At 70.6% G+C, this 22,043-nt stretch carries 21 protein-coding genes and 1 pseudogene; 2 read left to right on the top strand and 20 right to left on the bottom strand.

Going from position 1 to position 22,043, the window contains the following annotated elements:
* Positions 1–43 precede the first annotated feature (43 nt).
* Positions 44–766, top strand: a complete 723-nt coding sequence (locus AB0J06_RS06215) for an AIM24 family protein (protein WP_357425205.1) — start codon at positions 44–46, stop codon at positions 764–766.
* On the opposite strand, the gene pheA is transcribed toward AB0J06_RS06215, so the two are convergent.
* The 5 genes from pheA to AB0J06_RS06190 all read right to left on the bottom strand — a co-directional run bounded on the left by pheA (position 763) and on the right by AB0J06_RS06190 (position 4,184).
* Positions 763–1,719 (bottom strand): prephenate dehydratase, encoded by a 957-nt coding sequence (pheA, locus tag AB0J06_RS06210; protein WP_357425203.1) that lies wholly within the window; start codon positions 1,717–1,719, stop codon positions 763–765. The genes AB0J06_RS06215 and pheA overlap by 4 nt on opposite strands.
* A gap of 10 nt (positions 1,720–1,729) precedes the next feature.
* The gene (locus AB0J06_RS06205; RefSeq protein WP_357425201.1) at positions 1,730–2,260 is read right to left on the bottom strand and encodes a hypothetical protein; all 531 of its coding nucleotides are present in this window, start codon (positions 2,258–2,260) and stop codon (positions 1,730–1,732) included.
* Between the two features lie 62 nt (positions 2,261–2,322).
* On the bottom strand, positions 2,323–2,712 hold the full coding sequence (locus tag AB0J06_RS06200; protein ID WP_357425199.1) for an ACT domain-containing protein: 390 nt from the start codon (positions 2,710–2,712) through the stop codon (positions 2,323–2,325).
* Between the two features lie 80 nt (positions 2,713–2,792).
* On the bottom strand, positions 2,793–3,251 hold the full coding sequence (locus AB0J06_RS06195; protein ID WP_357425395.1) for a PAS domain-containing protein: 459 nt from the start codon (positions 3,249–3,251) through the stop codon (positions 2,793–2,795).
* Positions 3,252–3,431: 180 nt separating this feature from the next.
* Positions 3,432–4,184 carry a hypothetical protein gene (locus AB0J06_RS06190; protein WP_357425197.1) on the bottom strand — a complete coding sequence of 251 codons (753 nt, stop codon included), beginning with the start codon at positions 4,182–4,184 and terminating at the stop codon, positions 3,432–3,434.
* A gap of 165 nt (positions 4,185–4,349) precedes the next feature.
* On the opposite strand from AB0J06_RS06190, the gene AB0J06_RS06185 reads away from it, so the two are divergent.
* Complete coding sequence (locus tag AB0J06_RS06185) at positions 4,350–5,573, top strand: arginine deiminase (protein ID WP_357425195.1); 1,224 nt, start codon at positions 4,350–4,352, stop codon at positions 5,571–5,573.
* A gap of 88 nt (positions 5,574–5,661) precedes the next feature.
* Here AB0J06_RS06185 and AB0J06_RS06180 read toward each other — a convergent pair whose 3' ends face one another.
* The 15 genes and pseudogenes from AB0J06_RS06180 to AB0J06_RS06110 all read right to left on the bottom strand — a co-directional run bounded on the left by AB0J06_RS06180 (position 5,662) and on the right by AB0J06_RS06110 (position 22,040).
* Entirely contained in the window at positions 5,662–6,549 is an 888-nt protein-coding gene (locus tag AB0J06_RS06180; RefSeq protein WP_357425193.1) for a DUF5926 family protein, read from the bottom strand.
* A 100-nt stretch (positions 6,550–6,649) separates the two neighbouring features.
* A complete protein-coding gene (locus AB0J06_RS06175) occupies positions 6,650–7,054 on the bottom strand; it encodes an ATP-binding protein (protein WP_357425393.1) in 405 nt (134 codons plus the stop codon).
* Between the two features lie 84 nt (positions 7,055–7,138).
* Positions 7,139–8,602 carry an ATP-binding protein gene (locus AB0J06_RS06170; protein WP_357425191.1) on the bottom strand — a complete coding sequence of 488 codons (1,464 nt, stop codon included), beginning with the start codon at positions 8,600–8,602 and terminating at the stop codon, positions 7,139–7,141.
* A 102-nt stretch (positions 8,603–8,704) separates the two neighbouring features.
* The gene (locus AB0J06_RS06165; RefSeq protein WP_357425189.1) at positions 8,705–9,502 is read right to left on the bottom strand and encodes a glycerophosphodiester phosphodiesterase family protein; all 798 of its coding nucleotides are present in this window, start codon (positions 9,500–9,502) and stop codon (positions 8,705–8,707) included.
* A 42-nt stretch (positions 9,503–9,544) separates the two neighbouring features.
* Complete coding sequence (locus AB0J06_RS06160; RefSeq protein ID WP_357425187.1) at positions 9,545–9,880, bottom strand: rhodanese-like domain-containing protein; 336 nt, start codon at positions 9,878–9,880, stop codon at positions 9,545–9,547.
* A 23-nt stretch (positions 9,881–9,903) separates the two neighbouring features.
* Entirely contained in the window at positions 9,904–10,839 is a 936-nt protein-coding gene (locus tag AB0J06_RS06155; protein WP_357425391.1) for an LCP family protein, read from the bottom strand.
* Between the two features lie 273 nt (positions 10,840–11,112).
* Positions 11,113–12,327 carry an LCP family protein gene (locus AB0J06_RS06150; RefSeq protein ID WP_357425185.1) on the bottom strand — a complete coding sequence of 405 codons (1,215 nt, stop codon included), beginning with the start codon at positions 12,325–12,327 and terminating at the stop codon, positions 11,113–11,115.
* 266 nt (positions 12,328–12,593) lie between these two features.
* Positions 12,594–13,814 (bottom strand): LCP family protein, encoded by a 1,221-nt coding sequence (locus AB0J06_RS06145; protein WP_357425183.1) that lies wholly within the window; start codon positions 13,812–13,814, stop codon positions 12,594–12,596.
* A gap of 63 nt (positions 13,815–13,877) precedes the next feature.
* Positions 13,878–14,855 (bottom strand): NAD-dependent epimerase/dehydratase family protein, encoded by a 978-nt coding sequence (locus AB0J06_RS06140; RefSeq protein ID WP_357425181.1) that lies wholly within the window; start codon positions 14,853–14,855, stop codon positions 13,878–13,880.
* Between the two features lie 96 nt (positions 14,856–14,951).
* Positions 14,952–16,625 carry a cation acetate symporter gene (locus AB0J06_RS06135; RefSeq protein WP_357425179.1) on the bottom strand — a complete coding sequence of 558 codons (1,674 nt, stop codon included), beginning with the start codon at positions 16,623–16,625 and terminating at the stop codon, positions 14,952–14,954.
* Entirely contained in the window at positions 16,622–16,975 is a 354-nt protein-coding gene (locus AB0J06_RS06130; RefSeq protein ID WP_357425389.1) for a DUF485 domain-containing protein, read from the bottom strand. Before AB0J06_RS06130 ends, AB0J06_RS06135 begins: the two co-directional genes overlap by 4 nt.
* A gap of 313 nt (positions 16,976–17,288) precedes the next feature.
* Positions 17,289–17,867 (bottom strand): annotated as a pseudogene (locus tag AB0J06_RS06125) (flavin reductase family protein); the annotation flags it as partial.
* 13 nt (positions 17,868–17,880) lie between these two features.
* Positions 17,881–19,560 carry an ABC transporter permease gene (locus tag AB0J06_RS06120; protein ID WP_357425178.1) on the bottom strand — a complete coding sequence of 560 codons (1,680 nt, stop codon included), beginning with the start codon at positions 19,558–19,560 and terminating at the stop codon, positions 17,881–17,883.
* Complete coding sequence (locus AB0J06_RS06115; protein WP_357425387.1) at positions 19,551–20,309, bottom strand: ABC transporter ATP-binding protein; 759 nt, start codon at positions 20,307–20,309, stop codon at positions 19,551–19,553. The genes AB0J06_RS06120 and AB0J06_RS06115 overlap by 10 nt, the downstream gene beginning before the upstream one ends.
* A gap of 87 nt (positions 20,310–20,396) precedes the next feature.
* Positions 20,397–22,040 carry a cation acetate symporter gene (locus AB0J06_RS06110; protein ID WP_357425176.1) on the bottom strand — a complete coding sequence of 548 codons (1,644 nt, stop codon included), beginning with the start codon at positions 22,038–22,040 and terminating at the stop codon, positions 20,397–20,399.
* Positions 22,041–22,043 lie beyond the last annotated feature (3 nt).

Raw genomic sequence — 22,043 nt, 5'->3', positions numbered from 1 at the left:
GATGCCTACCCTCGGGCAACCGATGCCGAGCAGGAGGAACGTCATGCGCAGCGCGCTGTTCTCCGCGGAGAACCTGGAAAAGGAGTCGGCGCAGCCCGGGATGCGGCTGCAGAACTCCAAGATGCTCAAGGTCGAGCTCAACGGCGAGTGCATGGCGCGCGTCGGCTCGATGGTCGCCTACCAGGGGCAGGTGCAGTTCCAGGCACTCGGCTCCGGCGGGCTCGGAAAGTTCCTCAAGCAGAAGCTGACCGGTGAGGGCGTGCCACTGATGAAGGTCTCCGGTCGCGGAGACGTGTTCCTCGCCGACCTCGCCTCCGACGTGCACCTGATCGACCTGGAGCCCGGCGACGCGCTGTCGATCAACGGCTCGAGCGTGCTGGCCTTCGACTCGACCCTGCAGTACGACATCAAGATGGTGCAGGGGATGGGCATGGCGTCCTCCGCCGGGCTCTTCAACTGCGTGTTCAGCGGCCAGGGCAGGATCGCGGTGACCACCAAGGGCACGCCGGTCGTGCTCAATGTGGACCAGCCGACCTACGTCGACCCGCAGGCCGCCGTCTGCTGGTCCGCGGGGCTTCAGACCGGCTATCACCGCGCCGAGCAGCTCGGTCTCGGCACGCTGTTCGGCCGGCGCACCGGCGAGGCCTTCACGATGAGCTTCGCCGGGCAGGGCTTCGTCGTCGTGCAGCCCTCGGAGGAGCCGCCGGTGCTCGGCAGTGGCCAGCAGCAGAGCGGCGGCGGGGTGCTCGGCGGTCTCTTCGACTAGCCCAACTGGCCGGCACGGAGCCGCGCCAGCCAGGCCGCGGCGTCGGCGTAGTCCACATCGGATAGACCGACGGGGGCCGGCGCGGGCCGGTCCGCGACCGTCGTGGTCCAGCGGTGCCGGGGATACGACCCGAGAAAGCGCACGTCGGCGCAGATGCGCCGGAGGCCCTGCAGCGCCTCGCCGAGCCGGTTGTCCGCGACATGGCCGAAGCAGTCGAGGATGAACACGTACCGGCCGAGGGCTTCCCCGGTAGGTCGGGACTCGATGCGGGTCAGGTTGACCCCGCGCACCGCCAACTCCATCAGAACGGCCAACAGGGCGCCGACCCGGTCGTGGGCGATGTAGACGGCCAGCGACGTGACGTCGTCACCGGTCGGCGGCGGGGGCGGACCGGGGCGCGAGACCAGCACGAACCGGGTCACCGCGTCGTCGTGGTCCGCGATCTTGTCAGCGAGCACGGTCAACCGGTGCCCGTTGGCGCCCACGGGCGCGCAGATCGCCGCGTCGTACTGACCCGCGGCGACCCCCGCAGCGGCCGCGCCGTTGGAGAGCACATCGACCACGACGGCGTCCGGAAGATGCTCACCGAGCCACCCCCGGCACTGGGTCGAGGCCTGCGGGTGCGCCGCCACGGTCCGTACGTCCGACAGGCCGACACCGGGACGGGCGGCCAGGACGAACTCGACGGGCAGGACGACCTCGCGGGTGATCACGAGGGGGGAGCCCTCGGCCATCTCGTCCAGGGTCACGCCGACCGCGCCGCCGATCGAGTTCTCCAGCGGCACCAGCGCGGCGTCGGCGTCACCCGCCCGTACGGCGTCCAGCGCCTCCGGGACGCTACGGGCCGGCGTGCGGGTGCCGTGCTGGGCCGCGGGAATGGTCCGCAACGCCTGCTCGGCGAAGGTGCCCTCGGGGCCCAGGTAGACGAAGCGCGTCGGCGGTGTTCCCGGCATGGCGCCAAGCCTACGTACCCGGCACGCCCCTTGGCGACGCGGCGTCGCAGGCCACGGCCCGGATGCCGGGTGGCGCGCCGGTCCGTACGGGAATGTTGCACACATCGGTGCCGGACGTGACCAGGGTCAGCGCGGAGGGAGCGCCGCTCGTCACGACCTGGAGCGGCTCACGACCGGGCATCCGGACCTCGGTGTGCTGCCAGTCGCCGGCGCAGACCGGAGCGCTCAGCACCGTCACGGGAGCGTTGGGCGGCAGCACCCCGGTGCGCCGCAGGAGGGCGATCACCTGTGCCGCCTTCGGCCGGCCCGCGCAGTCCACCGCCGTCAGTTCGCCGAAGGCCGTCGCGGTCGGGGTCGGCGTCGGCGCGACGGGCGGAGCCGCCGACGGGATCGACGACGGGGTGGACGGAACGGTGGAGCGCGGCGACGGCACGGTGCCGGGCGGCGGATCTCGCAGCTCCGGCGGCGTGCCGCAGGCGGCCAGCAGCGCGGCGCAGGTCAGCAGGGCGACCATGACGGCGGGAGCAGGGGGGCGGGACACCAGCCGGATCCTCGGGCAGGGATGGTCTCGTCGGCCTGGATGGCCGAGCCCATGGTAGGTGGTCAGCCCGTGACGCGATGCCCGGTCTGGGTCAGGGTGGCGACCGCTTCGTCGACCCGCACCGCCGGAACGAGCAGATAGTCGGTGTCGTACGTCGAGAAGGCCACGATATTGACGCGAGCCTCGGCGAGGGGCACCACGAGCGACGCGAGGATGCCGGTCAGGGCGAGATCGAGGGGCCCGACCACGCGCAGGCAACGCCATGGGGTCTCCACAACGGCTCCGTCGGGCACCCGGTCGGCGGGGCAGATGACGGAGACCTCGTGAGCCGTCCAGGTCACGGAGATCAGGCCGGAGTCGGTCGGACCACTGAGGAGCTCGGCGGGGATCGACGCACCGGCGGGCAGCCGGCACACCGCGTACTCCTCAGGCAGCAGATCGAGGTCCAACATGAGGAGAGACTACGGTCCGCCGCCCCCCGCCCCAACTCCCAGCGGTGCGTTGATCGCCACACCGCTGGTGCGACCGCGCGTCAGACCTCAGAGAAGAATGTGAGCGAGCCGGTCACGATGCCGCCGGCCCAGAGCGGGGTGGCGATCGCGTCGACGGTGGCATCGCCCTCGCCGGCCCCCCACTCGACGCGGAGCAGCCCGCGGGCGAGCCGGCCGGAGGTGAGGGCGAGCAGCGGCGGAATCTTGTCGATCTCGTTCTCGGTCAGTTCGCTGCGCGCCGCCGTGAAGTCGACCAGCCGCAGCACGCCACCGAGCAGTGGCCGTCCCACCGCCTCGGCCGGGGTGCCGAGGCCGAGCAGCTCGCAGCAGGAGACGGAGGCCGCGGAGATCCGCATCTCCGCGTCGATCACGAGGCAGGGCTCGGGCGCGGTCGCGACGGTCGTACCCCACCGCTCGATCCCCTCGGCCTGGTCCTGGGCCAGAGGGTGGCGGGACTGTGGCACGAACGTTTCCGAGAGCGAGAGCTCGACGTGCGGCAACGCGCCTCCCATGCAATCCACTGGATCACCGTCACGCTAACCGGTCCTGCGGGGCCCGTCGACCGCCCCGTTGCGCCGTGACGGCGCGCCCGGGGGATCGACAGCGGCGTCGGCGGTGACATCGACTGTCGTGGGTCGCAGCGGATCGTACGCTGGAGCGGTTGGCGCTAGGGCGTGACGTTACCGGCGAGTCGCCCTCTTGTCAGCCACCGTTCGACCGTCCTGGTACCACCGGTAGTCCGCGCCGGCGCGGTAGGGGGCGTTGAGCCAGGTGTTCGGGTGCCGGGCCACTTCGGACAGTTTCTCGGCGGTCGCGGCGCTGATCCGGTTCCCGCCCGCGACGAGCAGCCGGTCGAGTTCCCGGTGGGTCGCCACCAGACAGTCCTTGGGGAGCCCGTAGACGCTGATCACCCCGGATCCGACGAAGGTCAGCACCGGCGTGACCGGGACGGTCAGTCCCACCGCGGTGGAGATCGCCTTGCTCGCCCGGCGGGCGTCGCGCTGTGCTTCGGAGACATAGGCGGGACGTTTGCCGTTGATCTGCACGACGTCGCCGGCGATGAGGACGCGGGAGCGCCCGTGGTCGGCGATGGTGACGGCGAAGAGGCCGCTGGGTCCGATGGCCAGGAAACCGGCGCGCTCGTCATGGCCCCGACCGTCGAGATCGAGCAGCGAGGCGGCCGGATCGGTGCGCGGCCAGTCCACGACGTGCCACGCGGGACCCAGGTGGTCGAGTCGGTTGAGGGCGCGTGCGCCGGCGGCCTCCATGCGTCGCGCCTCGCGCTCGGCGCGCCGCCGCCGCGCCCACTCCACGGGGTTGGGCCGAACCGTTTCGAGAATCGCTGGCGGAGACGCGGGGGAGGGCGGTGTACTGCTGGCTGGGGGTAGGGCTCGTCGTGTGGGCACAGCTCGACGTACATCAAAGACAGTCATCCCGACCTCCGGCAAAAGGTCCCCTACAGTTGTCTTGCCACTACCGTAAGTCGCAGTACCGGTACGGAAGCAAGCCGTGGAGCCGGAGTGAATGAGGATGAATGCACTATTCACCCAACGTCTGTTTCACCGGATAGTGCGAATGGCCGGCCCCGGGTCACGACTGTGACGCACTACGTCGACAGCGAAGTCGGCCGGCTCGGCGCGGTACTGCTGCACCGTCCCGGTCCCGAACTCGCCCGGTTGACCCCGCGGAACAACAACACACTCCTCTTCGATGCGATCCCCTGGGTCGCGCGGGCGCAGGAGGAGCACGACGCGTTCGCCGGCGCCCTGCAGGCCCACGGCGTCGAGGTGCTCTACCTCCGGCAGTTGCTCGCCGAGACGCTCACCGTCGCTGAGGCCCGGCAGAAACTGACCCGGCTCGTTCTCGCCGACCGCCGGCTCGGGGACACCCTCCGCCGGCGGGTCGCCGACCACCTGGCGCAGCTCGATCCGGTGGACCTGGCCGCCGGACTCATCGCCGGTGTCGCGCACGAGGAGCTACGGCCCGGTTCCACGCGGTCGGCCGGGCTGGTCTACACGCTGATGGACCGGCACGACTTCGTCATCGACCCGTTGCCCAATCTGCTGTTCACCCGGGACTCCTCGGTGTGGATCCGCGACCGGGCGGCCGTGACCAGCCTCGCGATGCCGGCGCGGCGTCGGGAAACCAGCCTCACCGACGTCATCTACCGGCACCACCCCCGGTTCGCGGGCACGCAACTGGTGTACGAGCCCTCGCTCGAACACCTCGAGGGTGGCGACGTGCTGCTGCTCGCCCCCGGCGTGCTCGCCGTCGGCGTGGGGGAGCGGACGACTCCCGCCGGGGCCGAGCGGCTGGCCCGGCAGGTCTTCGCGGCACCGGGGACGGGGACAGCGCTCGCCCACACGATCCTGGTCGTGCCGATCGCCCAGCGACGGGCCACGATGCACCTCGACACCGTGTGCACGATGGTCGACACCGACGCCGTGCTGATGTACCCGAACCTGGCCGACTCGCTGCTGGCGTACACGGTGGTCGCGGGAGCGGACGGTGAACCGCAGGTCGAAGGGCCGGCGCCCTTCCTCCGGGCGGCGGCCGCCGCGATGGAGATCGACGAGCTGCGGATCATCGACACCGGGCTCGACCCGGTGACTGCCGAGCGGGAACAGTGGGACGACGGCAACAACACGCTCGCGATCGAGCCGCGGCTCTGCGTCGCGTACGAGCGCAACGTCGAGACGAACGCGCAGCTGGAGCTGGCCGGCATCGAGGTCATCCGGATCGCCGGATCCGAGCTGGGTTCGGGGCGCGGTGGCCCCCGGTGCATGTCCTGTCCGGTGCTCCGCAGCCCGCTGCGGCCCTGACCTCATGATCCGCGTGATCAGGCATTGACTCGCGCACGCGGTCGGCGCGGGGGGTCACCGCTCCCTGATCACGCGGACCATGAGCAGCTCAGCGCAGCGTGAGCTGACGGCCGAGAAGGCCCTGCTTCGCGCGGCGGGCCGCACTCTCCAGCGGCCCGGTCTCCGCGAGCGCGTCGGCGTACCGCTTGGCGAAGTCCGCCAGCGGCGTCTCCCACTCGGCAGCCTCCGGCTCGCCGGGGATGTCCCACACCGGCACGAGCAGACCGTGCGCGCGGAACATGCCGGCGAACTTCGTGCCGTCGCCGAGGAGCAGCTCGCCGGCGGCGGAGAGCCGGGACAGCGCGTCGAGCGCCGAGTCCTCATCGTCCGGCAGCACCCAGCGCACGTGCCCCTTGTCCGGAACGCGGCACCAGTAGGCGGCGCGGGCGGCCGCCAGTCGTACGGTCGGGTAGATCGACGCGTTGGCCCGCTCCAGCGAGGCCTTCACGTTCGGGTCGTCCGAGGCGTCCTCGTCGAGCCAGAACTCGAAGCCGTCATGCATCGTGATCTCGAGGGGCCCGTCGACGAGGATGTCCTGCAGCCGAGGTCCCTCACCGGGCAGCGCCGGCACGGACACCGTGCCGCCGGGTTCGGTCTGCAGGGCGCAGAGCACGGCGACGGCCAGGTCGCGGGAGATGTCGCCGGACTGCACGTGGCGCTGGAGTCCGATGAAGATCCGTCCGTCCGGCTTCGTCATCGCCGGCCAGGCCATCGGCAGCACGGTGGCGAGTGTGACGGTGCGGTCGCCGTGCTCCGCGGCGAGCTCGGGGGAGAGCTTCAGCGGGGCGGACGCGGCCGGGACCAGTTCGCGTAGCGCTACCCACTCCGGTTCGTCGGCCAGCCCGGCAAACGGGCGGGGTACGAACGTGTCACGCAGCTTCTGCCGCTTGGGGGCCGCTTCCGCGGCGGACCGGGGGTTCTTTCGACGCTTACTCACGGCGAGACAGCCTAGGCCCCCGGTGAGCCGCCCGTCGCAGATAACGCTCCTCGACCAACGACTTTCCCGCCGACAGCCGCCAATTCCCGGACGCGGGGCGTCAGGAGAGTTCGGCCCACACGCTCTGGCCGAGACCATCGCGTTCGACGCCCCAGCGGTCGGCCAACGCCGCCACGATGCTCAATCCGCGCCCGTCCAGCGAGTCCGGGCCGACCGTGCGCATCCGGGGCGGCGCGTCCGCCCCGCCGTCGGTCACCCGCACCTCGACCAGGTCCCGGTCGACTCCCGGACGCAGCCGCCACGCCACCCGGATCACGCCACCCGGGAGCGGATCCGCGTGTCGTACCGCGTTGCCGACCAGTTCGGCGAGGACGGCGACGGCGTCGGAGAGGAGCGGCGCCGCGACCGCGGTGGAGAGCTCGGCGGCCAGCCGGTAACGAGCCGCCCGCGCGCCACGAGCGTGGTGCGGAACCACCACGCACCAGGAACGCTCGGTCAACACCATGGACACGCTCGTGCCTCCTCGGACACTTTCGGGCCTGCGCCCCCGACCGTGAAACCGCGCACAGATCCGTCGGGCCGGCCCGCTTCATCCGCGGGGCAGTCGCACCTCTGCGACCGTACCGCCCCCTTCGCGGGGCCGGAGGGATACCCATCCGTTCTGCCGCTCCACAATCCGCCTCACCAGGTAGAGCCCGAGACCGGCGCCTGGGTATTGCCGCCGGTCCCCTGACTCGCCCTGCCAGAAGCGGTCAAATGCACGCTCGACATGTTCTGGACGTACCCCTATACCCCGGTCGCTGACCCGGAAAACCACCGTCCGTTGGTCCGCCTCGGCGGCCAACTCGATCGGGGTGTCGGCCGCCGAGTACTTCTCGGCGTTCGTCGCCAACTCGGTCAGCACCGTCGTCAGGCTCGCCCGGTCGCCGAGCGCCTTGGGCAGGTCCGCGGGGAGCCGCAGGGCCAGGCGGCGGCGCAGGTCCGCCGGGAGCGCACGTGCCGCGGTGCGCAGCGCCTCGAGAAGATCAAAAGGTACGGGCGTCGAGCCGCCGACCGGTCCGGCATCGTTGGCGGCCGAGAGCAGCCGGTCGATGAGGCGGGCCAGCTCGCCGGCCCGCTGCCCGATCACCCGGGCCGCCTGCTGGCGGTCCGACTCCGCCAGCGACTCCCAGTGGTTGCTGAGCGTGTCCGCGTATCCCTTGATCACGGTGACCGGCGTGCGCAGCTCGTGGCTGGTGACCGCGAAGAACAGATCGCGGTCGTGGTCGCGCAGCCGCTGGTCGGTCGTGTCCCGGAAGGTGACCACCCGCGACTCCATCTGCCCCGGCAGCTCACCGGAGGTGATCCTCAGCCAGCGCCCGTCGGTGAGCTGGTGGTCGATCACCTGACCGGGCGGCGGGCACGGGAACGGAAGTGGCCGGTTGAGCATCTGCGCGGCCGGGTGCCCGGTGACCTGCTCGGCGGCGGGGTTCCACAGCCGGACGCAGCTGTTGGGGTCGATGATGGCCAGTCCGTCAGCGAGTGCGGCGACCACCGGCCCGTCACCGTGCACCGGCAGGCCGGCCTGATCGCCGTACATGTGGGCGATGCAGGTCGCCAGGTAGGTGATCAGGGTGTGCTGTTCGGTCGACTGCTCGACGGGGTCGGGGTAGTAGGCGTGCAGGCTGCCGATCACCAGGCCGCCGATCACGGCACGTGCGGCGAGGATCCGGCGCAGCCCTCGGCCTGAGAGCTGATGGGCCAGCTCGTCATCGAGGAGTTCGTCCACATCGAACTCCTGGGTGCGCGGACCGGTCAGCAGCGGACCGCTCGCCCCCGGATTGCCGAGATCGATCGGGCGCCCCAACGCCCACTCGGCGGCGCCGGTCGCGGCGATGATCCGCCCGTTACGCCGGCCGTATTCGACGAAGGCGATGCCGACGGCGCGGAGCGCCCGCTGGGAGAGGTGCAGCATGTCGTTGAGGACGGGCAGTCCGGCTTCACCGGAGTTGATCATTTCGATGACCATGGTGTGGCCGGCGATGAGAGCGGCGTAGTCGGGGCGCTCCGGCATGTCCTGAGTCTGCCCTGTCCTGCCGGCTTTGGGCAGTCCTGGCCGGATCGGAGTCCGTCGCCGCTCAGGCGGTGTGCCGGAGGGGAGTCGTGTCACCGTGATCTATCGGCCCAGCCGTTCCAGCACGAGGGCCGGTCGATCGGTGATGATGCCGTCGACGCCGCAGTCGAGAACGAGATCCACGTCGGCGGGCTCGTTGACCGTCCAGACGTACACCTGGTGGCCCGCGGCACGCAGCGCCGGCACGATCTGCGGCCGGGTACGCAGCAGGTTGACCCCCGGTCCGGCGATCCGCGCGCCGAAGGGGAGCCGCGCCAGCCGCAGACCGGGCGGGATCACGTCCAGCAGCAGCACCGTGGGGATGGCCGGCGCGAGCTCACGCATCCGTCGGACCGCCAGCGGCGAGAACGACATGATGGTCACCTGTACGGGGTCACCGTCGCGCGGGTTGGCCAGGCCGTGCTGCGCCAGCAGCGCGACCAGGCGGCGCTCCACGTCGCCGCCGTACCGCGTGGGGTGCTTCGTCTCGATGAGGAGTCGGACGTCCCGGCCGGCGTCGCGTACGGCCGACAGCAACCGTTCGAGGGTGAGCAGTCGGGTCCGGTCGGGATCGGCCGGCACGTCGGTGGAGAGGTCGTCGCTGGTGCCGCTCGGGTGCCAGGAGCCGAAGTCGAGCCGGTCGAGCTCGGCGAGGGTCTTCGCGCTGACCCGGCCGCGGCCGTTGCTGGTGCGGTCGAGGCGGCGGTCGTGCACGCAGACGAGGTGACCGTCGCGGGTCAACCGCACGTCACACTCGAGCCCGTCGGCGCCTTCCTTGATCGCCTGGAGGTAGGCGGCCAGGGTGTGCTCGGGCAGTGTCGCGGAGGAGCCCCGATGGGCGAACACCAGCGGATCGGGCATGCCTACCTACTGATCTGGGGGGAGGAGACGATGGCGGAGCGGCTACAGCACGCGCGCCGGTGCTCCGTCCTCGCTCACCATCGGTCGCCCCGCCGCGGACCAACTGTGCATCCCGCCGTCGAGGTTGCGGACGTTGTCCCAGCCATTGCCCATCAGGTAGGAGACGACCTGTGCCGACCGGCCGCCGGAGCGGCAGACGACGACGACCTCCTCGTCGGTCGGCACCTCGGCCAGCCGGGCGGGGATCTCCATCATCGGCACGTGATGGGCGCCGGGGGCGTGGCCGGCCGCCCACTCGTCGTGCTCGCGAACGTCGAGCAGGTAGGCGTCGCCGGAAACCTCGGGCGCGATGACGGAAGGAACCTGACGTCCAAACACGGTTACCAAGCCTAGAGGTTGTGTCAGAGGCGGTTCACCCACCTCGGGTTCGTGGCGGCCCAGCTTTCCACATCTGCGTTCTGCAGCGCCTTGAACAGCTCGTCCGCGCCCGGATCGAGCAGGTCGTAGTAGATCTCGTCGATGATGTCGCTGGCTGTCGGCATCCGCAGTCCGAGCACGGCGTCGGGACGCAGACCCCAGAGCGCGCGGACCAGGTCCTGGGAGGGCACGCCGTTGGTGTCGACGGTCACCGCAGAGCCGATCGTCCGGATGAGCTGATCGAGCTTGACCGGGTTGGCGAGCGCCTTCCCCGTGCCGGCCTTCTCCATGATCGCCTTGACGATCTGCTGCTGGTGGCGCTGGCGGTCGTAGTCGCCGTCGGGCAGGCCGTAGCGCTGCCGCGCGTAGTCGAGGGCCTGACCTCCGCCCATCTCATGGCAGCCGGCGGAGAAGAGCTGGCCGGTGTGGATTGACCGGACGTCGGTGTCCACGCAGACGGTGACGCCGCCGAGCAGGTCGATCACCTTGCGGAACCCGGAGAAGTTGACGATCGCGGCGCCGTCGAAGCGGAGCCCGGTGAGCTCGCTGACGGCTGCGGAGAGCAGGCGTGCGCCGGCGGGGCCGCCGCCGCCGTACTGGAAGGCAGCGTTGATCTTGTCGGCCCCGCCGCCGTAGCCGCTGTGCGGGTCGGGGGGAATGGGGGCGAGCAGGTCCCGCGGGACCGAGACCAGATAGGCGTGCTTGAGTCCGGTCGGTATGTGCACGATGAGGATGGTGTCCGCGCGCTCGCCGGAGCCGTGGCCCGGGTTGCCCCGCTGGTCCGAGCCGATGAGCAGGTAGTTGAGGGGTCCGGAGATGTCATGTCTCTGCAGGACGTCCGAATCCGTCCGGCGGGCGGCGGGATCCAGCAGTTCTTCCTTGGCGACCGCGCGGTCATACCGTTGGACGAGCCGGTGCAGAACGAAGCCGGTGGTGCCGGCGGCGAGGAAGAGTGTGAGCGCCAGGGCGACGAGCACCCGGACCCATCGCGGCCTGCGGGTCCGACGTCGAGCGCCGCGCGTGGCCGACGCGGACGCCGACCTCGTCGGACTGCGGTTCGGGTCCTCCGGTCGACCCGGAGTTCGCCGCTCGGATCGGGACGTCGTGCCTCCCAGGCAGTGCTGTGTGAAGCTCTTTCACATCCAGCCTACGGCCCGATTTGCCCGCCTTGCGGCTATCGCCGTTCTGCCAATTTATTTCTGCCCGGACAACACGGTCGGGTTGTTGATGACGAACTCGGCGAGCGCGTCGTTCTTGACCGCGCGGAACATCTCCTGGCTGATTGGCTGGAGCTGCTCCTTGCCGGCGCCGTTGCTGCTGAACGTGCCGTTGTTCGTGCGGAGCAGGACGAGCTCGTTGGTAGTGACCCCGCGCATCGTGAAGACGAAGTCCGCGACCGGTGTGCCACCGGTGTCGAGGACGAACGCCTTGCCGGCCGCCTCCATCAACTGCCGGAGCTTGAGCGGGTTGCCCATCACGCCGCCGTCCATGGCCTTCTTCGCCATGCCCTTGATCAGCTTTTGCTGGTTCTGCTGGCGGTCGTAGTCGCCGTTGGCCAGGCCGTAGCGCTGACGCGAGAAGTCCAGCGCCTCCCACCCCTTCATCTGCCGACAGCCGACCTTGTGCACGACCTTGGTCTTCTCGCCACTCATCTTGCGGGCGTCGGCGTTCCAGTGCGGCTTCCCGTCGACCAACGTCATGTGTGCCGACTCGACCTCCTGGGTAACGCACATGGGGATGGTGCCGAGCGCGTCGATCACACCTTTGAAGCCGTTGAAGTCGATGATCGCGGCGCCGTCGAAGCCGACCCCGGTCAGCTCCTTGATGGTCCGCGCCATCAACTGCGCCCCGCCCGCCCAGCCGCCGCCGTTCTGCGCGCCGTGGAAGAAGGCGGCGTTGATCTTGTCGGTGCCGCCACCCCAGTTGCCCTTCGGAGACGCCGGGATGTGCGCCTCGGTGTCGCGCGGGATGGAGATCAGGTACGCCTGATCGTGCGTGGCCGGGATGTGCAGCACGATGATCGTGTCGGCGCGGACGTCGTTCACGTCGAGCCGGGCGCGCGCGTCCACACCGAGCAGCAGCAGGTCGATCGGCCCGTCAAGGCTGCTGCCACCCTCGGCGTCGCTCTTGCCCGCCGTGCCGAGCAGATTGTCCTGCTCGATGCTGCCGGTGGCCTGGCCGATGAGCACCTTGCTGCCGACGATCGCGCCCCCGCTGACCATCATCAGCACCGCACCCATGATCACCACGACGCGCGCCCAGGTCGGGTCCTTTCGCCGGACCCGCTTCCCCGCCTTGCTCACCTTCGACTTGCCCGCGGGCACCACCGGGTCGGCGACCGGCGTCGGCGCGAAGGGCGCGACGGGCGGTTTCAGCGACGGCGGACGTCGGCGGGTTTGGACCGGCATGCGTGCTCCAGAGGGCGCGACGAGGGAGACAGCCCACTTTACGGAGCTGACATCGAATCCGCGAGCATCGTTCGGTTTCAGGTTCGTGTCCGAAACCCGGCAAGCCTCTCGACCTGCGCTTTTTCGTCCGGTCGGCGCCGATGTCCCGACCGTTCGGCCGGGATCACCCGAACGACGTACGACCGACGATCGCGCCGGTCCGCCCATCGCGTCACCGGGCCCGGGTCCCGGGCAGACCGGGCGGACCCGGCCTCCCCGAGGTGCCCTCAGCCGCCGCTCGACCGGGCCGGCGGCTTGTTCGCCCGGACCCAGGCGTCCATCTTGTCGCTGGCGATCGCCTGGTACATCGCGAGCGCCCTCTCCCGGTCCGACACCACCACCGATTCCCCGTCGATCGTGTCGCTACCGCTGTTGGGGCTGGTCACGAACTGCAGGTTCTCGCCCCGCAGCTTGCGGAACTCGAGCACCTTGTCGGTGAGCGAGAACCCCTCGTCCACCGTCACCGCGTCTGTCGTCGCGCTCAGGAACGAGGTCAGCTTCGTCGGGCTGCTCAGGGTGCCGGAGCTTGCCGCCTTGTCCATGAGGGCGCGCAGGAACTCCTGCTGGTGTCGCATCCGCGCGAAGTCCCCATCCGGGAACTGCTTGCGCTGCCGGACCCAGTCCAGCGCCTCGGCGCCGGTCATGTGGTTGGTCCCCTTCTTGAACTTGCGATAAGGCTTGTGGATCGAGGTGATGTCGCGTTCGACGTACAGGTCGACGCCGCCGAGGGCGTCGGTCACCTGTTGGAAGCCGCCGAAGTCGATCGCCATCACGTGGTCGACCCGCACGTCGGTGAAGCACTCCACGGTCCGTACGGCCAGCGGCAGCCCGCCCCAGGCGAAAGAAGCATTGATCTTGGCCCGCTGGCCCGAGTCGCAGGTGTCGCCGGCGCTCTTCGGGATGGGCACGTAGAGATCGCGCGGGATGGAGACCAGGTATGCCCGGTCGTGGCTGGACGGGATGTGCATCATGATCACTGTGTCGGCCCGCCACTCCCCCGGCTTCGCGAGAGAAGCGTCCGGGTCCCGGGAGTCACTGCCGACCATCAGGATGTTGACCGCGCCGTTGCTCGGGGCCGCCGGGCGTTCGCCGGTGATCTGCGAGAACGCGTCGGTGCGCCCCAACGAAGCATTTAGCCTGTTGGCGTAGATCCAGACGCCGACGCCCGCGATCAGAGCCAGTACGAGCAGGGCGACGGTGGCGACCAGGGCGATTCGGCCCCAACGCGGTCGGGGTCGGGGGCGCGGTGGCAGTTGACCCGGCATACCGGCTCCGGGAGGTGGGCCGCCCCGACCCCCGTAGCCACCGCGGGTCGGTCGACGCTCGTCGTCGCCACCGCCCGCCGGGACATGGGCGCGCCCGGAGACGCGGCCCGAACCGCCCGCCCGGATGGTGGTGGGGAGTGTCTGTCCGGACGAGCCGCGGTGGGGGGACCTGCTCTCTGACATGCCATCCAGACTACGTACCCCGCGCCCGTTGACCGTTGCGCCAACGCCGTGCGGGGACCCGACTCACTCGAGTCGCTGCCGGAAGTACTCGATCGTGCGCCGGAGGCCCTCTTCGGGGTCGATCGACGGTTCGTACCCGAGACGGGTCCGCGCGAGGGTCAGATCCGGGCGGCGCATCTCCGGGTCGTCGGAGGTGCGCGTCACGTAGGTCACCGATGACGTGCTGCCGGTGAGCTCGACGATCGACTCGGCGAGCTGCCGCATCGTCACCTCGTGCTCGGTCCCGCAGTTGATCGGACCGCTCTGAGTGGAGTCGAGCAGCAGCAGGATGCCGCGGACGAGGTCGTCGACGTAACAGATCGACCGGGTCTGCGCGCCGGTGCCGTGCACGGTGATCGGCTCACCGCGCAGCGCCTGGCTGATGAAGGTGGGGATCGCCCGCCCGTCGTCCGGCCGCATCCGGGGACCGTAGGTGTTGAAGATCCGTACGATGCCGGCGTCGAGGCCGCGGTGGCGGTGGTAGGCCATGGTGGCCGCCTCGGAGAAACGCTTGGCCTCGTCGTAGACGCTGCGGATGCCGACCGGGTTGACGTTGCCCCAGTAGGTCTCCGTCTGCGGGTGCACCTGCGGGTCGCCGTACGCCTCGGAGGTGGAGGCCATCAGGAACCGGGCGCCGTCGGCCACCGCCCGGTCGAGGAGGTGCAGGGTGGCGACAGAGCCCACCCGGAGGATCTCGATCGGCAGGGTGGCGAAGTCCTTGGGGCTCGCCGGCGACGCCATGTGCAGGATCGCGTCGAACCGGGGCGCGATCGCCGGGTGGTGCGCGGGGAGTCCCTCGGAGGCGTCGGCCTCGACGAGTGTGAACCGCGGGTGGTCGGCCAGGTGCGCGACGTTCTCCTTCGACCCGGTCACGAAGTTGTCGAGGGCGACGACAGTGCAACCCCGGGCGATCAGGACGTCGATGAGGTGCGACGGGACGAAGCCGGCCCCTCCGGTGACGAGGACCCGGTGACCTTCTCCGAAACGCTGGCTTACCACCATGACCGTCAGCCTACCGATGCCGTTGACCGGGCCCGGCCGCGGCAGACCCCCGGGCGGCGGTCGCCATCCGGGGGTCTGCCGATCAGTGACGTCGGGTCAGTGCGCTCCGGCGCCGGTGAGGGCCCGCACCTCCAGTTCCGCGTACTTCTCCTCGTCGGTCTCCTTCGAGATCAGGGTGCCGATCCACCCGCACAGGAAGCCGAACGGGATGGAGAGGATGCCCGGGTTCGACAGCGGGAACCACTGCCAGTTGGAGTCCGGGAACATCGACGTCGGCGCGCCGGAGACGACCGGCGAGAAGAACACCAGGAGCACGGCGCTGAGCAGGCCGCCGTAGATCGCCCACACCGCGCCGGAGGTGTTGAACCGCCGCCAGAACAGGCTGTAGAGGATCGCCGGCAGGTTGCCCGAGGCGGCGACCGCGAAGGCGAGCGCCACCAGGAAGGCCACGTTGAGGTTCTGCGCGAAGATCGACAGGACGATCGAGACCGCGCCGATCACGAAGGCCGAGATGCGGGCGACCCGCACCTCCTGCCGCTCCGACGCGTCGCCGCGCTTGATGACGTTGGCGTAGAAGTCGTGGGCCAGGCTGGACGACGAGGCCAGGGTGAGCCCGGCGACCACCGCCAGGATGGTGGCGAACGCGACCGCGGCGATGACCGCGAGGAGCGCGGCCCCGCCCAGCTCGCCACCGAAGAAGTCGACGCCGAGTGCCTGCGCCAACTGGGGTGCCGCGGTGTTCCCCGCCTTGTCCTGGTCGGTGATCGCCTTGCTGCCGACCAGCGCCGCCGCGCCGAAGCCCAGCGCGAGGGTCAACAGATAGAACGCGCCGATGATGCCGATCGCCCAGAGCACGCTCTTGCGGGCGGCCTTCGCGGTCGGAACGGTGTAGAAGCGGATCAGGATGTGCGGCAGACCGGCGGTGCCGAGCACCAGCGCGATGCCGAGCGAGAGCAGATCGACCTTGTTGTAGAAGGTCTTCGTGGCGTCGCCGGCCACCTCGACGCCGTACCGGAGCCCGGGTTCGAGGAACGCGTCCCCCTTGCCCGACGCGGCCGCCGCGTCGCCGAGCAGCGCGGACAGGTTGAACTTGTAGTGCGCCAGCACCAGCAGCGTCATGACGAGCGCGCCGCTCATCAGCAGGAACGCCTTGACGATCTGAACGTACGTGGTGCCCTTCATGCCACCGACGGTGACGTAAATAATCATGAGGGCGCCGACCAGGATGATCGTGGCGATCTTCGCCGTGTCGGCGTCCATGCCGAGGAACGTCGTGCCGGGACGGATGCCCAGCAGGAGCGCGACCAGCGCGCCGGCGCCGACCATCTGGGCCAGCAGGTAGAAGATCGACACGGTGATCGTGGAGACCGCCGCGGCCGTCCGCACCGGTCGCTGCCGCATCCGGAACGCCAGCACGTCGGCCATCGTGTACTTGCCCGAGTTGCGCAGCAGTTCCGCGACGAGCAGGAGTGCCACCAGCCACGCGACCAGGAAGCCGATCGAGTAGAGGAAGCCGTCGTAGCCGTACAGCGCGATGATGCCGGCGATGCCGAGGAACGACGCCGCCGACATGTAGTCGCCGCCGATCGCCATGCCGTTCTGGAAACCGGAGAACGACCGGCCACCGGCGTAGAAGTCAGCGGCGCTCTTGGTCTGCCGACTCGCCCAGACCGTGATCGCGAGCGTCACCGCGACGAAGATCAGGAAGAGCGTGATGGTCAGGGTACGGGCGGTGCCGTTGGTGGCCTCCGCGGCGAGCAGTGCGGTCATCGGGTGCCACCCTCGCTTTCGAACTCCGCCCGGATCCGATCCGCGACCGGGTCGAGCTTGCGGTCGGCGTACCGGGAGTAGAGCCAGGCGATCAGGAACGTGGAGACGAACTGCAGCAGGCCGAAGACGAGGGCGACATTGATGTTGCCGATCAGCTTCACGCTCATGAAGCCGCGCGCGTACGCGGACAGGATCACGTACAGCGCGTACCACAGGAAGAAGGCGACGGTCATCGGGAAGACGAAGCCGCGCAGCGCCTTGCGCAGCCCGGCGAACTCGTCCGACTGCTGCACCGCGAGGTGCCGCCCGGATGTCGCGGGGGGAGTCGTGTCGGGTTCTTCGGCGGGCACCTCGGTCGCGTCGGGGGCGTCCGTGCTCACGACGCCACCTCGCTTCGCTCGGCACCACGGGGAGCTATCACGCTGCGCGTGCTTGATCGCTGAATCTGCGCACTCACGCGGTTCACCACCTTCGGCAGGCGTACTCGGGTTTTCGCGCACCGTAGGAAGGTGGAAGCCGGGCCGGAAGCGGTCCTGGCGGTGACGGTCGGCGGATGCGCCGAACGGCGTGCTCCCTGCGCCCAGTGACCCAGGTCACGCCGCTTACCGGCGGGCGACGCGGCGCTCGCTCACGGCGCCGGGCACAGGCCCGCCGGGCGCTCGTTCAGCCGTCGAGTTCGCGGTAGCGGCCGCGATGGTGCAGCAACGGCGCGGCATCCGCGCCGAGTTCCACCGTCTCGATCGTCGCCTCCACGAGCAGCGCCCAGCCGTACTCGCGGGCGCTGTCGAGCCGACACCCCACCCAGGTCGCGAGCTCCGCCGGGACCGGCCCGTACGGCGTGCGGTTCCAGTCGTGTCCGGTGAAGAGCCCGCCCGGCGCGGGGAACAGCCCGGCGAACCGGTCCGCGAGTTGCCGGTGCGGTGGCCCCAGCGGCACGACCGCGAAGTGTCCGGACGTCGAGAGCGCGGTCCACAACTCCGATTCGTCGTCCACCAGGCCGAGCAGTCGCCCCGGTTCACCGTCGGCGACGAGCGTGGAGGACACGGTGAGTCCGGCCGCTCCGACGGTGGCAGAACCCTCCGCCCCCGGGTCGTATGCCGTCCAGAGCGTGACGGGCGCCGCCAGTCGGCCGCGCAGCCGTCGGACCGGCGACCGGGCGTGATCGGGAGCCGCGAACGGGTCGGTGCCGTGGATCTGCGCGCCGGGTTCGGGATGATTCACGTGAAACATTCTCCCGCGTCCGTGGGGGCGGCCGTCAGCGCCGTGGGGTCACCGTCTGCAGCAGTTCGGGCATCCGTCGGTCGAGCAGGTCACCGGCGAGGTAGGCGCCGAACATGGCCGCGCCGAGTCCGTACGCCAGACCGACCGGCAGGGCGAGCCAGAGCCAGACGCCACCGAGCAACGCCGTGGCGATCACCATCGGCACGGAGACGGCGGCCGCGCCGATCATCGCGAGCAGGCTGAGCAGACTGCGCGCCATCCCGGCGCCGCTGTTCATCGCGAACGGGTTGGAGGTTTCCGGCAGGGCGTAGGCGCCCAGCACAGACACGAACAGAGTGATCGCGAGCCCGCTGCCGTACGCCGCGAAGAGCGTGCCGGCCATGACGCCGATCCACGCCGGTTCGCGCAGGAAGAGCCCCAGGACGATGGAGATCACGACCAGCAGCGGCACGATGTAGATCGAATAGGCGACCAGCCGGGCCCGCAGCTCCAGCCGACCCGGCACCCCGGCGATCACGTTGGCCGCGTACGCGCTGCCGTCGAAGCCGAACTGGTTGGCCAGGCTCACCGCGGCGAGCACGCCGACGAAGAGCATCGACAGGCTGACCAGGGTCGGCGAGGCGTCGAACTGGCTCTGCCCCTCGATCAGGCCGGTGGTGCCGACGTTGACCATCACCGGAACGAAGACGCCGACGACGGCGAAGGTGATCAAAGTGGCCCGCCGCCGGGTGTCCCGCCACCAGTACCGCGCCTCGCGGGCGACCAGCGCCCCGTAGCGGTCGTGCCGCAGCCAGCGCGTGCCGCGCGGGAAGAGCTGCGCGACCGGTTTCGCGGTGAGGTCGTGCTCCGCCCGGACCCGGCCCTTGCTCGCGGCGCCGACCATCGCCGACTCCAGCGAGCGCGACCACCACCAGAGCAGTGCCGCGATGGTCAGCGCGGTGATCGCCAGCTTCACCGGCACCGCCCACGCCCGTCCCTCGGCCACGTCGATCCCGACGGTGTAGGGCGCGGCGAGCGGGGTCCACCCGATCGCCCGTGCCACCCCCGCCAGTCCGTGCCAGTCGGCGTTGTGCACCGCGCTCATGACCCCGATCTGCAGCGGACCGAGGAGCGCGGCGAGGACCGCGAGTAGCACCGTCGCCAGGTCACGCACCCGACGCGACCGCAGGAGCGTGGCGAAAGCACTGGTCACCGCCCGGCTGGCGGCGACGCAGAGGAGCAGGCCGCCGGCGATGCCGACCGCTTGGGCCAGTGCGGCCGCCCAACCGCCGAGCAGCGCTGCCGAGACGACCATCCCCGCGGTGGCGATGAAGGTGGCGACCGCGGGGACCCCGATCAGCGCCGCGACGAACATGCCGGTGACCAGGGTGCGTGGACGCAGCGGCAGGAGCGCGAAGCGCGCCGGGTCGAGCGTCTCATCGACCCCGAAGAAGACCAGGGGCAGCAGCAGCCAGCCGAGCACCAGCAGCGCACCGGCGAACGCGGCGGTGAGCCCGGCGATCTCGACATCGTCGGCGAGGCCGGGCGCGGCGAGCAGGAAGAACGCCGCGGCGGCGAACCAGAGACCGAACACGATCCCGGTCACGAAGAGCGCGATCCGCCAGCCCTGCCCGCGCATGTTGTTGCGCATGACCCGCAGCTTCAGCCGGGCGAAGTGCCGGGCCGAGACCGGGCGCACGCCGACCGACGCCGGCCCGGTCACGCTCACAGCCACGCCAACTCGTCGCCGGTGGCCGTCCGGCCCCCGACCACCTCGACGAAGACGTCTTCCAGCGAGCGCCCTCCACGGACCTCGTCGATCGTGCCGACCCGCTTGATCGTCCCGTCGGCGAGGATCGCGACGTGGCTGCAGAGCCGCTCGACCACCTCCATGACGTGACTGGAGAAGACCACCGTGCCCCCGCCCGACACGTAGCGCTGCAGGATGTCGCGGATGAGTGCGGCGGACACCGGGTCGACGGCCTCGAACGGCTCGTCGAGCACGAGCAGTCGCGGCGCGTGCAGCAGGGCGCAGGCCAGCCCGATCTTCTTCTTCATCCCGGCCGAATAGTCGACGACCAGGGTGCGTCCGGCGTCGCCGAGCGCCAGCACGTCGAGCAGTTCCCGTGCCCGCTGGTCGACCACCGCCGGGTCCATGCCGCGCAGCAGTCCGTGATAGGCCAGCAGCTCGGCGCCGTTGAGCCGATCGAACAGGCGGACGCCGTCGGGCAGCACGCCGAGCAGGTGCTTGGCCTGGACCGGGTTGCTCCACACGTCGTGCCCGAGCACCCAGGCGCCGCCCGCGTCGGGGCGCAGCAGGCCGACCGCCATAGACAGCGTGGTCGTCTTGCCCGCGCCGTTGGGGCCGAGCAGCCCGTAGAACGAGCCGATCGGCACGTCCAGGTCGACCCCGCTCACGGCCACCTTGGTGTCGAACCGCTTGACCAGCCCGCGTAACGCGAGCGCACCCTGCTCACCACTGATCACGCCACTGACCGTAGCGGCCAGCGCCAAACGCGCGCCTGCGCAACGCGGATGATCCGTCCCTCCTCCGGTGGTAGGAGGGACCGTTCAGAGGCGGAGGCTCTCGGGGGCGTGCAACCGCAGCATGGTGGCGCCGACGTCCGACGGCATCCGACGGCGGGTGGCCAGGGACACGGCCACCATGACGGCGAACGCCAGCGGCACGGTCCAGGCCGCCGGCTGGGTGAGCAGCGCCGCCGGCCAGCCGGACAGCGCGGGCCCGATGACGGTGACCAGGACGGCGGCGATGGCGGCCCCGCCGCCGACGAGAATGCCGGCCGCCGCACCGACGTCGGTCAACCCCCGCCACCAGATGCCGAGCACCAGGAGCGGGCAGAAGCTGGACGCGGCGACCGCGAACGCCAACCCCACCACCTGCGAGACGTCGAGCCCGGAGACGTTGAGCGCGAGCACCATCGGCACCAGCCCGGCGACCACGGTGGCCAGCCGGAAGTCGCGGACGGAGCCGCGCCCCAGGACGTCTGTGGAAATCACCCCGGCGACGCTGGTGAGCAACCCCGAGGAGGTGGAGAGGAAAGCGGCGAAGGCGCCGGCCGCCACGAGCGCGGCCAACAACTGCCCGGTCACACCGCCACCGAGCGCGGCGCCGGGCAGGAGCACCACCACCGCGTCGGACTGGCCGGTCATCAGCAACTGCGGGGTGTAGACCCGGCCGAGCACGCCGTAGAGGGTGGGGAGCAGGTAGAAGAGCCCCACGAGCGCGAGCACGACCAGTGTGGTGCGCCGGGCGGCGGCGCCGTCCGGGTTGGTGTAGAAGCGCACGAGTACGTGCGGCAACCCCATCGTGCCGAGGAAGGTGGCCAGGATCAGGGAGTACGCGGCGAACAGACCCCGCTCGCCGTGCTCCGCGCCCCCCGGCAGCAGCCAGTCCGGCCCCAGGTTGGCCGGCACGGTGGAGACCTGCGGCACGGGGGCGCCGGCGGCGAAGGAGAGTTCCGTTCCCGGCTGCACCTCCACGACGCTGCCGTCCCCGAGAGCGAGGGTCGCCGGCTGTTCGACCACGATGGTGGTCGCGCGGGGAAAGGTCAGCCCCTCCGGCGGCGTGACCGGCGGCCGCCCGTCGGCCTGCCACTGCAGGACCAGGAAGATCGCGGGTACGGCGAGCGCGGTGAGCTTGAGCCAGTACTGGAACGCCTGCACGAAGGTGATCGCGCGCATGCCGCCCAGCGCCACGTTGGCGGTGACCACCGCGCCGACCAGCAGCGCGCCGAGTTGGTAGGGACCGCCGGTCACCGTGGTGAGGGTCAGGCCGGCGCCCTGCATCTGCGGCACCAGATAGAACCATCCGATGAAGATGACGAAAACCGTGGCCAGCTTGCGCAGCCGGCGCGAGCCGAGCCGCACCTCGCAGAAGTCCGGCAGGGTGAACGCCCCCGACCGGCGCAGCGGCGCGGCCACGAAGAGCAGCAGCGCCAGATAGCCGGCGGCGAAGCCGACCGGATACCAGAGCACGTCCACGCCGTACTTGAGGATCAGACCGGCGATGCCGAGGAACGACGCGGCGGAGAGGTATTCACCGCCGATCGCGGCGGCGTTCCAGGTCGGACTGACCATCCGGGAGGCGACCAGGAAGTCGGAGGTGGTGCGGGCCAGCTTCAGCCCGTAGAAGCCGATGGCGACGGAGATCAGGGTGACCGCCACGATCGCCGGCACGGTGTAGGGGTTGGGCACGGC

It is taken from the genome of Micromonospora sp. NPDC049679 (genome assembly GCF_040659735.1).
In the GTDB taxonomy this organism is placed as follows: Bacteria; Actinomycetota; Actinomycetes; order Mycobacteriales; family Micromonosporaceae; genus Micromonospora_I.
This window is presented reverse-complemented; position numbering and strand designations above follow the sequence as displayed.